We start from the raw sequence: 15,477 nt of genomic DNA, 5'->3' as shown, positions 1-15,477 counted from the left end.
CGCGCGTGGATCCCGACGCCCGCGCAGCATCCGTGCGCGGGCGCGGGAGCCTACGCCTCGTCGTCCACCGGCACCTGCGTCGTGGTCCCCGTCTCGTGGTCGCGCCGCAGCATCGCGTAGCCGACGGACGGGCGCGGCTCGCCGCCCGCGACGGGCCAGCCGTCGCGGTAGTGCGCCTCCTTCACGAAGCCCGCGCGCACGAGCACCCGGCGCATCGCCCGGTTGTCGTCGCGGGTCTGCGCCTCGAACCGGGTGACGTGCGGGTACGAGCCGAACACGTGCGAGGTCAGCGCGCGCACCACGGGCACGCCGAGGCCGCGGCGCCAGGGCTCCGCGAGGCGCAGGTCGAACAGCACCCCTGGGTCCTCGAGGTCGTCGAGCACGACGAGGCCCACGCGGCCGGATCCCTCGACCTCCACCCACAGCGCCTCGTGCTCGGGCCCGGCGAAGTCGCCGTCGGCGATGCGCGCGTCGACCTCCGCGGCCGTCGGTGCCGACCGCATGTGGAACGGGAACGCGTTCGACGTGAGGAACTCCCGGAGAGCCGCGCGGTCCTGGTCGACGTCGACCGGGACCAGCGCGACGGTCGGGGATGCGGGTGGGGTGTCGGACATGGGGTCCTTCCGGGTGGTCCGAGCGACGCGCTTCTCCACAGCCGCGGGTGAACAGCGGGTGAACCCGAGGGCCCCCCGTAGAGGGGACGCCCGGGCAGGGCGCATGCTCGTCGCCGTGGATCCCTTCATTCTCCTCGTGCTCGTCGTCATCACGGCGCTCGCCTTCGACTTCACCAACGGCTTCCACGACACGGCGAACGCGATGGCCACGTCCATCGCGACCGGCGCGTTGAAGCCCAAGGTCGCGGTCACGCTCTCCGCCGTGCTCAACCTGGTGGGCGCCTTCCTCAGCATCGAGGTCGCGCTCACGGTCACGAACGCGGTGGTCAAGATCCAGGACAAGACGGGGGCGCCCGACCCGGCGCTGCTGGAGGGCGGCGGATCCGCGCTCCTCCTCATCGTGCTGGCCGGCCTCATCGGCGGCATCGTCTGGAACCTCCTCACCTGGCTCCTCGGCCTGCCGTCCAGCTCGTCGCACGCGCTGTTCGGCGGCCTCATCGGATCCACGCTCGCGGGTCTCGGCGTCAACGGCGTCAACTGGGCCGGCGACGGATCGAAGCTCGACGGCGTGGTCGGCAAGGTCATCCTCCCGGCGCTCATGTCGCCGCTCCTCGCCGGCGCCGTGGCCGCGATAGGCACCTGGCTGGTGTTCCGGATCATCGGGAACCTCGCAGGCCGTGGGCTCGACCGCACCTTCCGCATCGGCCAGATCGGCAGCGCCTCGCTCGTCTCGCTCGCGCACGGCACGAACGACGCGCAGAAGACGATGGGCGTCATCACGCTCGCGCTCATCGCGGCCGGCGGCTGGACCGACACCTCCTCCGTGCCGTTCTGGGTGAAGATCAGCTGCGCGCTCGCCATCTCGCTCGGCACCTACATCGGCGGCTGGCGCATCATCCGCACGGTCGGCAAGGGCCTCGTCGAGATCGACACGCACCAGGGCATGGCGGCCGAGAGCTCGTCGGCCGCGGTCATCCTCGCGTCCAGCCACCTCGGCTTCGCGCTCTCCACCACGCACGTGGCCACCGGATCCATCCTCGGCTCCGGCCTCGGTCGCCCGGGCGCGCAGGTGCGCTGGAAGGTGGCGCTGCGCATGGTCGTGGCGTGGATCATCACCCTCCCGGCCGCGGCCCTCGTCGGCGCGGTCATGTGGTGGCTCGGCCACCTCATCGGCGGCGCCGCGGGCGGCATCGCGATGACGATCGTGCTCCTCGCCGTCGCCATCACGGTCTACGTGCGCTCCCGCAAGGACGACGTGGGCGCCCACAACGTCAACGACGAGTGGTCGGACGACGCGCCCGCCCGCCCCGCCACCCAGCCCGCCGACGCCTGAAGGGCCACGCCATGCTCCCCCTCTTCCTCTCCGCCGTCGGCCAGGTCGCCGTGGTCGCCGTCCTCCTCGGCGCGGGCCTGCCCGCCCTCTTCGCGCTCGGGGTCCGCTCCTTCGCGCTCGCCAGCCCCGACACGAGCGGCCGGGCGACCGGATCCGGTCCCGGCCTCCCGGCGCCGCTCCTGCAGCTCGTCGGCGCGGTCTGCTACGCCGTCGTGGTCCTCGCCGTGGTCGCGGGCCTCACGCTCATCATCGCGACGGGCCTCGGCCAGACCGTGAGCTTCGAGCACGTCATCCCGACCTTCACCTCGAAGGGCTGACCATGACCACCAGCGCATCGACGGAGGACGGGCCCGCCGAGGGCCCCGCCCCCGAGCGCGGCATCGTCCAGCGCGTGGTCGGCTGGCTCCGCGCGGGCTACCCGTCGGGCGTGCCCGACCAGGACTACGTGCCGCTGCTCGGGATCCTCCGCCGCAGCCTCACCGCCGAGGAGCTCGATCAGGTGGTGGACCAGCTCGTCGACGACGCGACCGCGGCCGACGCGGCGGGCGAGGAGATCGGCCGCCGTCAGCTCCGCGAGCGCGTCGAGGAGCTGCTCCTCGGGCCGGCGATGCCGGAGGACCTCGTGCGCGTCTCGGCCCGTCTCGCCGCGGCGGGCTGGCCGCTCGGATCGCCCGACGACCTCCACGAGCCGGACAGCGCCGACGCGCGTGCGACCGAGCGCACGGGTCTCATCTCGCGCATCGTCGCGTGGCTGCGCGCCGGATACCCGGCCGGGCTCCCCGAGCAGGACTTCGTGCCGCTGCTCGCCCTGCTGCGCCGGCGGCTCAGCGACGAGGAGGTGCAGGAGGTGAGCGCCCGGCTCGCCTCGGAGGGCGGGCTGCCCGCCAGCCGCCTCGACGTGGCCGACGCCATCGCGGGCGTCACCTCGGAGATGCCGTCCGACGAGGACGTCGAGCGCGTCCGCGCGTACCTCGAGGCGCACGGCTGGCCGGAGGGCTTCCGCATCTGAGCCCGACGGGGATCCGCCACTTGCACTGAGCACCAGATGGTGCAAACATGCACTCCGTGACTGATGGTGCAACAGGACTGCGCGAGCGACGCCGGGCGGCGACGTCGGCGACGCTCACGACCCTGGCGCGCCGCCTCACCGCGGAGCGCGGCCTCGCCGGCTTCACCGTCGAGGAGGTCTGCGAGCAGGCCGGCGTCTCCCGCCGCACCTTCTTCAACTACTTCGCCTCCAAGGAGGACGCGGTGTTCGGGCGTCCCGCGCGCCTCGACACCGCCGACCTCGAGGAGGCGTTCGTGGCCGCGGGGAAGCCGTCCCGCGCCACCTCGCCCGACCTCCTCGCCACCCTCGCCGACCTCTGCCTCCAGCGCTGGGCCCGCCTCGACACCGACGGCACCTCCATGAAGGACATGCACGCCGCCTTCCGCCGGGAGCCCGGCCTGCTCGTCCGCGCGCTCGACGCGTCCATCGAGGACGAGGCGAGCGACGTGCGCCTCGTCGAGCGCCGCGAGGGCCTGCCGGAGGGCGATCTCCGCGCATCCGTGGTGGTGCAGGTCATGGCCGCGCTCGGCCGGGCGAGCGCGCGCGAGTTCCTCGCCCCCGGCAACGCCGATCCCATGCCGACCATCCTGCGGCGGCGCCTCGACGCCCTCCGCGAGATCGCGCACCCCACGACCGTGACCACCCGCCAGCACGAACGGACCCCATGACCGCCACCGCCCCCGCGCCCCTGCTGCTCACGCAGCGGCGCATCTGGATCATCTTCTCGGCGCTCATCGCCGGCATGCTGCTGTCGAGCCTCGACCAGACCATCGTCTCCACCGCGATGCCGACCATCGTCGGCGAGCTCGGCGGCGTCGACCACCAGGTCTGGATCACCACGGCGTACCTGCTCGCCACCACGATCGTGATGCCCATCTACGGCAAGTTCGGCGACGTGCTCGGGCGGCGGAACCTGTTCCTCGCGGCCATCGCGATCTTCACGCTCGCGTCGGTCGGCTGCGCGTTCGCGGGCGACTTCTGGTCGTTCGTGGTGTTCCGCGCGGCCCAGGGCCTCGGCGGCGGCGGGCTCATGATCCTGTCGCAGTCGATCATCGCCGACATCGTCCCGGCCAACCAGCGCGGCAAGTACCTCGGCCCGCTCGGCGGCATCTTCGGTCTCTCGGCCGTCGGCGGCCCGCTGCTCGGCGGCTTCTTCGTCGACCACCTCACGTGGCAGTGGGCGTTCTACATCAACATCCCGGTGGGGATCGCGGCGTTCGCCATCGCGTTCGTCACGCTGACGCTGCCGAGCAAGCGGGCCACGAAGAAGGTGGACTGGGCGGGCGTGCTGTTCCTGTCCGCCGCCACGACGTGCCTCATCTTCTTCACCGACTTCGGCGGCGACAAGGCCTACGGCTGGGGCTCGCTCGCGACCTGGGCCTGGGGGATCGGGCTCGTCGTGGCTGCGTCGCTGTTCGTGTTCACGGAGGCGCGCGCCGACGACCCCATCATCCCGCTCAGCCTCTTCCGCAACCCCGTCTTCGTGAACGCGACGGCCATCGGCCTGGCGCTCGGCATCGGGATGTTCGCGGCGATCGGCTTCGTGCCCACGTTCCTGCAGATGTCCACCGGCACCTCGGCGGCGGTCTCGGGCCTCCTGCTCCTGCCGATGATGGTGGGCCTCATCGGCATGTCGATCACCTCGGGCATCCTGATCACCCGCACGGGCCGGTACCGGATCTTCCCGATCGTCGGCACGCTGCTCACGATGCTGGCGCTCGTGCTGATGACCTCGCTCACCGCCCAGACCCCGGTGTGGCTGATCTGCGTGTTCCTCTTCATCTTCGGGCTGGGGCTCGGCCTGATCATGCAGGTGGTCGTGCTCGTGGTGCAGAACGCGGTGCCCGCCGCGCAGATCGGCACGGCGACCAGCACGAACAACTACTTCCGCGAGGTGGGCGCGGCGCTCGGCACGGCCGTGTTCGGCACGCTGTTCACGACGCGCCTCACCGAGAACCTCACGGGCGTGTTCGCCGGCGCGGGCGCGGCCCCGGGTGATGCGGCGGCCTCGGCCAGCAGCATCGACCCGCAGACGCTGAACGGGCTGCCCGACGCGGTGCGCGACGGGATCGTGGACGCGTACGCCGACGCGCTGGCGCCGGTGTTCTGGTACCTCGTGCCGTTCATCGCGATCGCGTTCGTGCTCTCGCTGCTGCTGAAGCAGATCCCGCTGTCGGACGTCGCCGGGCTCGTCGCCCGCGGCGAGGCGGTGGGCGGCGAGGAGGCCGAGCGGCTCGAGGCGGAGCAGCGGGCCGGGGCGCGCCCGGGTGCGCGCCCGGAGCAGGCGGCCGGGCCGGATGCGACGGACGACGCGTCGCGGATCGCGGTGCCGTCGAGCGACGCGCGGGACAGCCGCTCCGAGCGCTGACGGTTCGTCCGCGCGGTCGCTCGTCGCTGCGGGGTCGCCTGTCGCTACGGCCGCCTGTCGCTGCGGTCGCCCGTCACCGCGGTCGCCCGTTGACACGGGCGCGAGCGGGTGGTCGACTCGCGGCAGGGCCGTCGTCCCACGAGCGGCGGCCCGTCCCCGTCCCGACGAGCCGCCGGAGGTCGCCGTGAGCGAGCCCATCGTCATCACCTGCACGTTCGCCGCCTCACGGGAGCGCGTCTTCGACGCGTGGACCACGCCGGCCGACTTCGCCGCCTGGTTCGGCACCGCGGAGGTCGACGTGCCGCTCGACACCCTGCGCATGGACGTGCGCGTCGGCGGCGCCTGGAGCGCGGTGATGCGCCTGCCCGACGGCGGATCCATCGACTGGGCGGGCGAGTACGTCGAGCTCGACCGGCCGACACGCCTCGCGATGACGATGACCGACCAGCCGGACGCGCCCGCCGGTCCGCCGCTCACCGTCGACCTCGAGGAGGTCGCGGGCGGCGCCACGCGCATGACCATGACGCAGACCGCGGGCGAGTTCACGCCCGAGCAGCGCGAGATGACGATCCAGGGCTGGGGCGCGTTCCTCGATGTGATGGAGGGGCTGGTCGCGCCGACGGCCTGACGCCCCCCATCGGGAGGGCGGCGTTCGTGCGCCGCCTCCTCGTGCTGTAGTCAGCTTGGAACACACGAATTCCACCTGGTAGGTGTCACGCGTGCGTTCCACGCGCCCTGTGGGACACTTGCGTTACATCGGCAGGGGAGGGGAGCGGGCATGCGCGCTTCGTGGCCGTCGGATCTCGGTCTCGTCGCGCGCCAGCGACGTCTCGATCTGGCCTGGTCGCAGGAGGAGCTGGCGGCGAAGGCGGAGGTGACGCGCCAATGGCTGACGCGCTTCGAGACGGGCAAAGGCGATCCCACCCTCTCGAAGGTGCTCCGCGTCCTCCGGGAACTCGAGTTGCACGTGCATGTCACGCCGGAGGAGCGTGCTGCGCCCCGGCGGCCGCGGGTCACGATCCCGGTCTACGAGCCCGTCGTCCTGGATGCGTCGGACCTCCTCTCCGCCCTCGAGCATCGTTCCCGCCCTGCGTCGCGGGTGAAGGCGCCCGATGGGAAGGCGGTCTCGTCCACGTCGACCGCCATGCACGCCGAGATGGCAGGGGCGCTGGAACGGCTCTCGCGCTCCCAGCAGCAGATGCGCGGACAAGGACAGCTCCCCTCCGGCACCCGGCCTGGCCGCGGGGAAGACCGTGAGGACATGGAGTGATCCGCGTCCTCGACGTGCACCTCTACGGCGAGCTCGTCGCCACGGTGGAGCAGATCCGTCCACGTCATTACGTCCTCGACTACGCCGAAGCGTGGAGCGACGCAGAGGGCCCGCCTGTCTCCCTGTCCCTACCGGTCGTGCAGCGGCGGCATGAAGGGGGGTTGGTGTTCCACTTCATCGACAACCTGCTGCCGGACAGCGGCCCCGTGCGGGATCGATGGGCGAGGGAAGCGGGCCTCGACGACACGGAGCCGTTCCAGCTCCTCGCCGTGCACGGAGCAGACGTGGCCGGCGCCCTGGAGTTCTACCCGACAGGGGTCGGACGTCGCTCCGCCGGAAGCCCCCATCCGCTCCGTCACGATTCCATCGCGGAGCGCATCCGGGCCATTCGCGATGATCTCCCTGACCCGGCGCTCGTGGGCGGCGAGGCGGGACGTTTCTCTCTCGGCGGCGCGCAAGACAAGTTCGCTCTGGCCCTTCGCGACGGAAAGTGGTTCGCGCCGACCGGCGTGCACCCGTCGACCCACATCTTCAAGCCCAAGGTCGTCGGCCTGGCTGATGGCGAGATCGTCGAGCACGTGACGATGTCGGCGCTCCCGCTGCTCGGCATCCCCGCTGCGCGGACCGAGATGCTGGACTTCGGTGGTGAGAGATCCCTCGTGGTCACCCGCTTCGATCGACGAGCTGCGCCAGATGGCAGCATCACGCGCTTCCATCAAGAGGATCTCGTGCAAGCGACCGGCACGCCACGGCTGAAGAAGTACCAGAGGGACGGCGGCCCCGGATATCGCGACATCCTCGACCAGCTCGACCGCATCCCCGACAGGGAAATCTCCTCGCTCGCGAAGTCCCGCTTCGTCGAGGCGTTCTTCGCGTCGTGGTTCCTGCTGAACACGGATGCGCACGGCAAGAACTTCTCGCTGCGGCATGCGGCCCCCGCATCCGACCTGACGGAGATGTACGACTTCTCCTCCCTGTTGCCCTACGTCCGGCCCCGGGGGGATGCGCCGCGGGACCTGCTCCGCGCCTTCGGTGCGACGCGGATGTCCATGGCCATCGCCGGGCGGTACGAGGCGGAATCGATGGGTGCCTTCGAATGGGCCGCCGTCGCGCGAGAAGCGGGCCTGCTGGGGGATGCGTTCCTCGAGTGGGCCACGGACTTCGTGTCCATCGCGCCCGTCGTGTTCCGGGCGGTGGCGGAGGGCCTGTCCGAGGCGCATCGGACGTCGACGGTCGAGACGCTGCTCGATCGGTTGGAGATCCGCTCCGAGCAAGTGCTGCGCATCCTGAATCGGAAGATCCTCATCTGAGGCAGAGCCCCCGGGGCTGAGCCCGTTCCTCGACGTGATGGAGGGGCTGGTCGCGCCGACGGCGGAGCGTCCGGGGCCGACTAGGGCCGGTGAGGCCGCCGCACCATGCCGACCGCGGTGATCCCCGCCGCCGCCAGCGCGAAGGCCAGCACTGCGAGGAACGGCAGCTCGTCGGCCGACATGCCGGTGGCGGGCAGCTCCGCGCCGTGCGACGACGCGGATCCGGCCGGAGCGACCCCGGCCGCGGATGCGGGGTCGGCGGGAGCGCCCGACGCCACGGGCGCCGCGGCGGCGCCCGTGAGGCAGCGGCGCACCTCGGCGACGTCGTAGAAGAGGGAGCCGGCGGCGATGGGCGCGCAGCCCGTGCGGAACGGGATCGCCTTCTCGTCGTAGAGCATGCGCACGACGGCGCGGCCGTCGGCGGCGCGGTACACGTCCCACTGCACGTTCGCGGCCATGGGCGTGACGGTCTCGCCGCGCCACGCGTTCGTCGCGTAGTCGTACGGCGCCTCGGGCGTGACCTGCTGCGTCGATCCCGGCAGGCCGAGGAGCGCCGCGAACGGGATGATCGTCTCGGCGTGCGCGAACCGGAACGTCGCGGCGGTGGAGGAGCCGGCGAGCCGCGCGTCCATCGAGTCGAGGAAGTCGTCGAGGAGCGGCGTCGCCATCCGGTACGTGATGTCGCTGCCCTGGAACGCCGGGCCCTTCGAGTAGAAGTCCTCCGCGTCGAGCAGGTACGCGAACCACTCGGCGTCGGCGCTCGTGACGTAGCGGTCGAAGTCGACGGAGACCTCGTCGGCCATGTCGGGCGCGATGATGTAGAGGTTGTAGAGCATCATCGCGGCGTCGACCTCGTCGTCGACGGTGGTCTTCCCGTCGCCGCCGTCCACGAAGCGGTAGCTGCCCGCGGCGAGGCGGTCGACGAACGCGGGCGTGTAGATGCGCTCGAGCGTGCGGCGGGCGACCTCGTGGCTGCGCGGCTGGTCGGTGATGGCGGCGACCGCGGCGGTCACCGCGGGGCCGTCCTCGTACGCCTGGTAGTCGGCGTTCGCGTCCGACTTGTGGAAGTACAGCGTGTCCGGGTCCTTCGCGATGTCCTTCGGCAGGTGCGAGGCGAGGAGCGGATCCGCCGACGTCAGGCCCTTCGCGAACGCCTTCCCCGACGCGGTGGCGCGCGCCTCGCCCGAGCTCTCGAGCGCGATGGCGTCGGATCCCGCGTCGACGCCGGCGAACAGCGCCGGGAGCCGCTGGACGACCCGGCTCCCGATGCCGCGGTGCTGGTCCGCGCCCTGACCGGTGAGGTTGCCGTAGCCGAGCTTCCGGTTCGCGGCCGTGAGCTTCTGGACCTCCGGGCCGAGCGTCTGCCCGAGCGTCGTGAGCGCGCCCTCGGAGCGGGCCTGCTCCCACACCTGCGTGGTCAGCGAGTCGTACTTGAAGCTCGACAGCGCACGCGACCCGTGGCGCGCGACCGACTCCGTGTACACCGGCACGAAGCCGGCGGGCGCGGGCGCCAGGTCGGCGGGTGACCCCTGCGGCGCGTACGGGGTCTTGCTGCTGTAGTGCGGGCGGTCGGCGGACGCGGCGGTCCCCGCGCCGGTCCCGGCGCCCGCGCCGGTGGCGGCGAGGGCCGGCAGCGCGGATCCGCCGACGGCGAGACCCAGCGCGAGGACGAGGGAGGCGGGCAGGCGGAGGGAGCGGAGGGGCATGGGTTCCTGGCGGAGCGGGCGCGGCGCGACGGCGCCGGCGGGGGAGCGGTCGCGGTCGCGACGCTCCCGACGCTATGCGGTGACGGTGACGCGTCGGGGCCCGGCCGGTGTCCCGGCGCTGAACGCCGGACGGGCTCGCGCGTGTCGGCGCCGCCCGCGAGCGCCCGTAGGGTGGAGGCGACGCGTGGCGAGGGGAGCCGGATGATCGGGGTGCTGACCGGGTTCGCCATCATCGGCTTCATCATCGCGGTGGGCTACGCCGTCGGCCGCTCGGGCCTCGCGGGGCCGGGCGCGCAGCACTCCCTCAACCGCGTCGCGTTCTTCGTCGCGACGCCCGCGCTCCTCTTCACGGTGCTCGCGAAGGCCGACCTGCACGTCGTGTTCTCGTCGTTCCTGCTCGCGTCGGCGTCCGCGGTGGCCGTCGCGGCGGTGCTGTACCTCGTCGTGGCGCGGATCCTGTTCCGCCGTCCGGTGGCGGAGACCACCATCGGCGCGGCCTCGGCGAGCTACGTGAACGCCAACAACATCGGCCTGCCCGTCGCGATCTACGTGCTCGGCGACGCGCAGCTGGTCGCGCCCGTGCTGCTGCTCCAGCTGCTGGTGCTCGCGCCGACCACGCTCACCATCCTCGACATCTCGAGCCGCGGATCCGCGTCGGTGGTCGGCATCCTCACGCAGCCGCTGCGGAACCCGATGATCATCGCGTCGCTGCTCGGCATCCTCATCGCGGTGACGGGGCTGCCGGTGCCCGACGCGGTGTACGAGCCGTTCCGGCTGATCGGCGGCGCGGCGATCCCCATCGTGCTGATGGCGTTCGGCATGTCGCTCGTGGGGCGGAAGCCGCTCGCGCCGGGATCGGGGCGGGGCGAGATCGTGGTGGCGTCGGCGATCAAGACCGTGGTCATGCCGCTCGCCGCCTTCCTGCTGGCCCGCTTCGCCTTCCACCTCGACGCCGAGCAGACGTTCGCCGCGACCGTGATCGCGGGACTGCCGACGGCGCAGAACATCTTCAACTTCGCCTCGCGCTACGAGCGCGGCGTGGTGCTGGCGCGCGACACGGTGCTCATCACGACCGTCACGTCGATCCCGGTGCTGCTGGTGATCGCGGCGCTGCTCGCCCCCGGGACCTAGCGGCGGCGGGTCGCGGCGGCGCGCTGGGCGGCGCGCTTCTGCGAGCGCTTGGCCAGCTGGGCCTTGCCCTTGGCCATGGCGGCCTTGCCCTGGCGGCTGCGCAGGAACCGGCGGATGACGGGGACGGCGACGAACAGGAAGCGGATCAGCGGCATGGTGCTCCTCGGGTGCTCTGCGGGATCCGGTGGGAGCCCGCTCCTCGACCCTGCCAGGGACGGCCCGCGACGACCGGGTCGGCGGCGGATCCGACGGGGATCGGCCAGGCCCGTCGCGGTGCGCGTCAGAGCGCCTTCCGCATCTGCTGGGCCGTCACCCCGTATCCCGCCGACGCGTACAGGGCGATCGCGACGCGGTTGGCGCCGAAGACGTTGAGGGCCAGCGCGGGGGCGCCGGCGGCGCGCGTCGCGTCCTCCACCGCGGCGAGGAGCGCCCGGCCGTACCCGGATCCGCGCCGCGACGGGTCCACCAGGAACTCGAAGAGGAACGCCGTGTCCGGCGAGCCGTTCGGGTGGTCGAGCGCGACCCAGGCGCTGCCGACCCCGACGCCGTCCTCGTCGAGCCCGCGCAGGAGCAGGGTGCGCGGCGTCGCGATCCCCTCGGGGAGCAGCCGGGCGGTCTCCGCGGCGGAGAGGCGGCGGGCGTCCGCGGCGGACCAGATCCCCGCCTCGACCTGGCGCTCGGCGTAGTCCTCCTCCGCGGCGAGGAGCATCTCGGCGAGCTCGGTCGGGGTCTGGGGGCGCACGGTCACGACGGGCATGCCGGCATCGTGGCAGGTCGGCGCGGGCCACGGGTCGGGCGTCCACGGGCCGCGCCCCGCGCCCCGCGACCGCGCCCCGCGATCGCGTGGATGCGCGCTCAGTCGCACCGACGGACCCCGTCGCGGACCCACGCGACCTCCTCGCGCAGGAGCTCCGCGCCCGGGCCGACCGGCGCGTAGCGGAGCGCGAGGGACGCCCGGGTGTCGAGCACGATCGGGTGCGGCGCGGCCCACGGGTGCGCCCCGCCCTCGGCACCCGGCTCCAGCGGCACGATGCGGCCGCGCCAGCCGAGCTCATCGGCGATCACCCGGACGATCTCGGCGGCCGTGAGCGGATCCGGGTCGGCCGAGTTGAGGATCCGCGCACCCGGCACGTCGGCCACGCGCGCGATGAGCGCCGCCGCGTTGGCCGCGGCCGTGAGGTGGTCGACGGAGGCGCCGCGGTCGGCGAGCTCGACGGTCCCGGCGCCGCCGAGCATCCGCTCGACGATGCCGCGCGTGCGGGCGTTCCGCGCCCACCGGCCGTGCACCTTGGAGGGCCGGATCACCGTGACGGCGAGCCCGCTGTCGAGCGCCGCGCGCTCCACGGCCACCTTCGACGGCGCGTAGCCCTCGCGCGTGAAGGGGTCGGTGCCGGGCGCGGCGGGCGCGAGCGTGGGCGTCGACTCCGGCATCGGCACGGGGAAGCGCGGCGGCTCGTCGCCGTTGACGTGCCGGCCCTCCGCGTCGACGTGCACCGCGCGGGAGGACGCGACGACCACGGATCCGCTCGCCCGCATCACCGGGAGCAGCGCCTCGACGTCGGCCGCGGTGAAGGCCGCGAGGTCGACGAGCAGGTCGACCCCGTCGCCCGCGAGCCGCTCGATGCCGCGCGCGTCGGCGCGGTCGACCGCGTGGAAGCGGACGCCGAGCGCGGTCAGCTCGGCGGGCATGCCGAGCGGATCCCGGCCGGTCACGTCGACCGTCCAGCCGTCGCGCGCGAGCCGGGCGGCCGTCGCGCCGCCGATCGCGCCGGTGCCGCCGAGCAGGAGCGCGCGCCGCGCGGAGGGGGAGGAGGGCATGGTGGTCGAGCCTAGGGGCGGCCGGGGCGGCCGGAGTGGTCGGGGCGGCCGGGTCCGTCGCTAGGGTGGGCGCGATGATCCGCCTCGAGGAGCACGACCCGGCGTGGGCGGAGGCGTTCCGCGCCGAGGCCGAGCGGATCCGCGGGGCCGCCGGCGACGCGCTCACGGCCGTCGAGCACATCGGCAGCACGGCCGTGCCGGGCCTCCGCGCCAAGCCCGTCCTCGACCTGGCCGCCGCCGCCGCACCGGGCGTCGACCCGTTCGGGCTCGACCCGGAGCTGCATCCGCTCGGCTACGCGCAGCACCGCACCGGCCCGCGGAACCACGGCGTGCACGTGCGGATGGCGGGTGGCGTGCGGACGCACATCCTCCACGTGTTCGCGGCCGAGACGTGGGCGACGTGCCCGCAGCGCCTCCTCCGCGACCGGCTCCTGCGCGATCCCGACGCCCGGCGCCGCTACGACGCGCTCAAGGCGCGGCTCGCCGCGACCGCCGAGGACGGGCTCGCCTACACGGCGGGCAAGACCGCCCTCGTGGAGGAGCTGGTGAACGCCGAGCGCGCCGACCGCGGACTGCCGCCGGTGCGGGTCGGCGACAAGTGACGCGGGGCGCGCACCCGTGCGCCAGGATGTGCGCATGCCCCTCCACGACTCCGAGGCCCGCCTGATCGACGCGGCCGAGGCGCTCGCCCGGACGCTGGGCGCCGACCCGGACCACACCATGGCGGCCGCGGCCCTCGACGCGGCGGGCCGCATCCACCTCGGCGTCAACGTGCTGCACTTCACGGGCGGACCGTGCGCGGAGCTCGTCGCGCTGGGCGCTGCCGTCGCGGCGCACGCCGGACCGCTCGTGGCGATGGCGGCCGTGGGCGACGGCGGTCGCGGCGTCGCCCCGCCGTGCGGTCGCTGCCGCCAGGTGATGCTGGACCTCCAGCCCGGCATCCGCGTGGCCGTGCCCGGTGCCGACGGGCCGGAGATGGTCGCGATCCGCGACCTGCTGCCGGTCTCGTACGCGCGACCCGAGGAGTAGCCGACCCCTTCCGGATCCGGTTCGGCGGGCGCGCGCCGCAACGGCGGCCAGTGGTGGAGAGCTCCGGAAATCGAACCAGACGAGGCGCCCCGATAGGCGCGCTCCCCGAACAGCACACAACCTATCGCATCCGCCGTCGCTCGCCGGTCCGCGGATCGGGAGAGGACGACGCGGTCCCGCGTCACCCGACGGTGCGCACCCGGACCGTCTCGCCGTCGGCCTCCAGCTCGAAGGTCAGCGTGGTGCCGAGCGGGAACGCGTCGCGGAGCTCCTGCGGCTGGTCGGCCGTGATGACGATCGCGGTGCGGGCGGGGACGGCGCCGGTCGCGCAGCCGGCCGGACCGCTCACCGCCCCGTCCTGCTCCGCGGGCCCGGCGACCAGGCAGATCTCCTCGACCCCCGTGGACGACTCGATCATCGGCACGCGCGCCACCGAGATCCCGTGGAACGGCGCGAACAGCGATCCCTTCGCGATGGTTCCGGTGTCGACCGACAGGTAGGTCGCGTTGTCGGGCACCGGCGGCGGCTCCAGCGCGAGCTCCGCGACCGTGTCGCGATCGTCGTCGAGCCACCACGCGGTCGCGCCCGCGGAGGCGAGCGCGGCGATCACGACCGAGGCGGCCCACACGGCGGCGAGGCGCGGGCGGATGCGCGGCCGGCGCGCACCGTGACGCGGCGGCGCGTCCGCGGGTCCGCCGTCGCGGGCGTCGTCGACGTGCGGGTCGTCGTCGGTGCCCGGGTCATCCGTGCGCGGATCGTCGCCGTCGCCGGCCTCGGGATCCGCCGTCCGCTCGCGTCGCGCGCGCCCGCGCCCCTCCAGCTCCCGGAGCCGCGCGAGCGCGTCGGCGTCGCCCGGTTCCGCGTCCGGCCCGAAGACCCGGCGGCGCAGCTCCACGAGCTCCGCGATCTCCGCGCGCCGGTCGTCGTCGTCCATCCCCGCATCGTGTCACGGGGCGCCGGGATCCGCTCAGCAGGCGGCGAACGCGTATCCGTCCTCGCTCGCCGGCACCAGGTCGCGGTCGCGCACGATGGCGCGGGGCGCGGGGTCCAGCGCCAGGATCCGCGCGCACGCGCCCTCGACCGTGTCGCGCAGGTCGTCGGTGTACTCGACGTCGAGCACGTGCGGTCCGTAGACGGCCGTGTACGCCGCGCACTCCTTCCAGCGGTCGCACTCCTCGGCGATGGCGAAGTCGAAGCCGGCTTCGTCCCGGCCGCGCGCGCCGATGTCGGTGGTGTTCTTCTGCGCGACGGCGAGGCCCCGCCCGTGCGCGTGATCCACGAGCAGGGTCGCGAGGGCGAGCGCGTCGTCCTCGTCGAGCGCCCCCTCGGACCTGTTCCACGAGTCGAGGTTGTCGAACTCCACGGCCTGGAAGCCGGCGTCGGCGCAGCGATCGACCGCCGTCGCCTGCCGGGCGGCGATGGCCGTGCGCTTCGCGGCGGTCGAGGTGTCGAGGAGGAACTCGTCGTCCCAGTTCGGGTCGACGAGCGGCCCGTCGTCGCCCTGCACCAGGAGGTCGTCGGGCCAGGTCTCGCCCGGCTGCGTCTGGAACCCGTTGACGTAGCAGACGCCGTACGCGCCCGCGGCGGGCTCGTCCGTGCTGTCGCGCACGACGATGCCCGCGCCCGCGGGCACGGGGGAGGCGCCGCCGAGCTGGTAGTCGAAGCCGGTCCCCACGGGCGGGAGGGTGATGCCCACGGTGGTCTCCGTCGCGAGCACGCCGGTCGCCGGGGCCGAGCGGGCCTCGCCGGTCGGGGCCGAGGCCGGGCGCGGATCCGCGGACGCGCAGCCTGACAGGGCGACGAGAGCGGCGGTCACGAGGGCGGCGGAGAGGAGGGGGCGCATGACCCGA

At 73.7% G+C, this 15,477-nt stretch carries 18 protein-coding genes; 11 read left to right on the top strand and 7 right to left on the bottom strand.

Translation table 11 applies throughout. The annotated features are described in order from the left end of the window. Positions 1–50: 50 nt before the first annotated feature. Positions 51–614 carry a GNAT family N-acetyltransferase gene (locus tag AWH51_RS01525; protein WP_063070375.1) on the bottom strand — a complete coding sequence of 188 codons (564 nt, stop codon included), beginning with the start codon at positions 612–614 and terminating at the stop codon, positions 51–53. 115 nt (positions 615–729) lie between these two features. Between AWH51_RS01525 and AWH51_RS01520 the strand changes: the two genes are divergently transcribed. The 8 genes from AWH51_RS01520 (at position 730) to AWH51_RS01485 (ending at position 7,943) form a co-directional block, all read left to right on the top strand. Continuing rightward, positions 730–1,947 (top strand): inorganic phosphate transporter, encoded by a 1,218-nt coding sequence (locus AWH51_RS01520; RefSeq protein WP_063070400.1) that lies wholly within the window; start codon positions 730–732, stop codon positions 1,945–1,947. 11 nt (positions 1,948–1,958) lie between these two features. Further along, positions 1,959–2,264 carry a hypothetical protein gene (locus tag AWH51_RS01515; protein WP_063070374.1) on the top strand — a complete coding sequence of 102 codons (306 nt, stop codon included), beginning with the start codon at positions 1,959–1,961 and terminating at the stop codon, positions 2,262–2,264. Positions 2,265–2,266: 2 nt separating this feature from the next. Then, a complete protein-coding gene (locus AWH51_RS01510) occupies positions 2,267–2,956 on the top strand; it encodes a DUF3349 domain-containing protein (protein ID WP_063070373.1) in 690 nt (229 codons plus the stop codon). 47 nt (positions 2,957–3,003) lie between these two features. Continuing rightward, entirely contained in the window at positions 3,004–3,663 is a 660-nt protein-coding gene (locus AWH51_RS01505) for a TetR/AcrR family transcriptional regulator (protein ID WP_063070372.1), read from the top strand. After that, complete coding sequence (locus AWH51_RS01500; protein ID WP_063070371.1) at positions 3,660–5,363, top strand: MDR family MFS transporter; 1,704 nt, start codon at positions 3,660–3,662, stop codon at positions 5,361–5,363. Before AWH51_RS01505 ends, AWH51_RS01500 begins: the two co-directional genes overlap by 4 nt. Positions 5,364–5,547: 184 nt before the next feature. After that, positions 5,548–5,991 (top strand): SRPBCC family protein, encoded by a 444-nt coding sequence (locus tag AWH51_RS01495; RefSeq protein WP_063070370.1) that lies wholly within the window; start codon positions 5,548–5,550, stop codon positions 5,989–5,991. A gap of 150 nt (positions 5,992–6,141) precedes the next feature. Continuing rightward, positions 6,142–6,633, top strand: coding sequence for a helix-turn-helix transcriptional regulator (locus AWH51_RS01490; protein ID WP_063070369.1), 492 nt, complete (start codon positions 6,142–6,144; stop codon positions 6,631–6,633). Further along, positions 6,630–7,943 (top strand): HipA domain-containing protein, encoded by a 1,314-nt coding sequence (locus AWH51_RS01485; RefSeq protein ID WP_063070368.1) that lies wholly within the window; start codon positions 6,630–6,632, stop codon positions 7,941–7,943. Before AWH51_RS01490 ends, AWH51_RS01485 begins: the two co-directional genes overlap by 4 nt. Before the next feature lie 80 nt (positions 7,944–8,023). On the opposite strand, the gene AWH51_RS01480 is transcribed toward AWH51_RS01485, so the two are convergent. Then, the gene (locus tag AWH51_RS01480) at positions 8,024–9,649 is read right to left on the bottom strand and encodes a histidine-type phosphatase (RefSeq protein WP_063070367.1); all 1,626 of its coding nucleotides are present in this window, start codon (positions 9,647–9,649) and stop codon (positions 8,024–8,026) included. A 201-nt stretch (positions 9,650–9,850) separates the two neighbouring features. Between AWH51_RS01480 and AWH51_RS01475 the strand changes: the two genes are divergently transcribed. Beyond that, positions 9,851–10,780 (top strand): AEC family transporter, encoded by a 930-nt coding sequence (locus tag AWH51_RS01475; protein WP_063070366.1) that lies wholly within the window; start codon positions 9,851–9,853, stop codon positions 10,778–10,780. On the opposite strand, the gene AWH51_RS16140 is transcribed toward AWH51_RS01475, so the two are convergent. The 3 genes from AWH51_RS16140 to AWH51_RS01465 all read right to left on the bottom strand — a co-directional run bounded on the left by AWH51_RS16140 (position 10,777) and on the right by AWH51_RS01465 (position 12,598). Further along, entirely contained in the window at positions 10,777–10,935 is a 159-nt protein-coding gene (locus AWH51_RS16140) for a hypothetical protein (protein WP_172407153.1), read from the bottom strand. The two genes, AWH51_RS01475 and AWH51_RS16140, sit on opposite strands and share 4 nt — an antisense overlap. 125 nt (positions 10,936–11,060) lie before the next feature. Continuing rightward, positions 11,061–11,537 carry a GNAT family N-acetyltransferase gene (locus AWH51_RS01470; protein ID WP_063070365.1) on the bottom strand — a complete coding sequence of 159 codons (477 nt, stop codon included), beginning with the start codon at positions 11,535–11,537 and terminating at the stop codon, positions 11,061–11,063. A 98-nt stretch (positions 11,538–11,635) separates the two neighbouring features. Further along, positions 11,636–12,598, bottom strand: a complete 963-nt coding sequence (locus AWH51_RS01465; protein ID WP_063070364.1) for an NAD-dependent epimerase/dehydratase family protein — start codon at positions 12,596–12,598, stop codon at positions 11,636–11,638. Positions 12,599–12,672: 74 nt separating this feature from the next. On the opposite strand from AWH51_RS01465, the gene AWH51_RS01460 reads away from it, so the two are divergent. Both AWH51_RS01460 and AWH51_RS01455 read left to right on the top strand, forming a co-directional pair. Beyond that, a complete protein-coding gene (locus AWH51_RS01460) occupies positions 12,673–13,200 on the top strand; it encodes a GrpB family protein (RefSeq protein ID WP_063070363.1) in 528 nt (175 codons plus the stop codon). 34 nt (positions 13,201–13,234) lie between these two features. Beyond that, positions 13,235–13,627, top strand: coding sequence for a hypothetical protein (locus AWH51_RS01455; protein WP_063070362.1), 393 nt, complete (start codon positions 13,235–13,237; stop codon positions 13,625–13,627). A 181-nt stretch (positions 13,628–13,808) separates the two neighbouring features. Here AWH51_RS01455 and AWH51_RS01450 read toward each other — a convergent pair whose 3' ends face one another. Together AWH51_RS01450 and AWH51_RS01445 are read right to left on the bottom strand one after the other, a co-directional pair. Continuing rightward, positions 13,809–14,561, bottom strand: coding sequence for a hypothetical protein (locus tag AWH51_RS01450; RefSeq protein ID WP_063070361.1), 753 nt, complete (start codon positions 14,559–14,561; stop codon positions 13,809–13,811). Between the two features lie 33 nt (positions 14,562–14,594). Beyond that, on the bottom strand, positions 14,595–15,470 hold the full coding sequence (locus tag AWH51_RS01445; RefSeq protein WP_063070360.1) for an endo alpha-1,4 polygalactosaminidase: 876 nt from the start codon (positions 15,468–15,470) through the stop codon (positions 14,595–14,597). Between the last annotated feature and the right edge of the window lie 7 nt (positions 15,471–15,477).

The organism is Clavibacter tessellarius (assembly GCF_001618005.1).
GTDB classification, from domain to species: Bacteria; Actinomycetota; Actinomycetes; order Actinomycetales; family Microbacteriaceae; genus Clavibacter; species Clavibacter tessellarius_A.
This window is presented reverse-complemented; position numbering and strand designations above follow the sequence as displayed.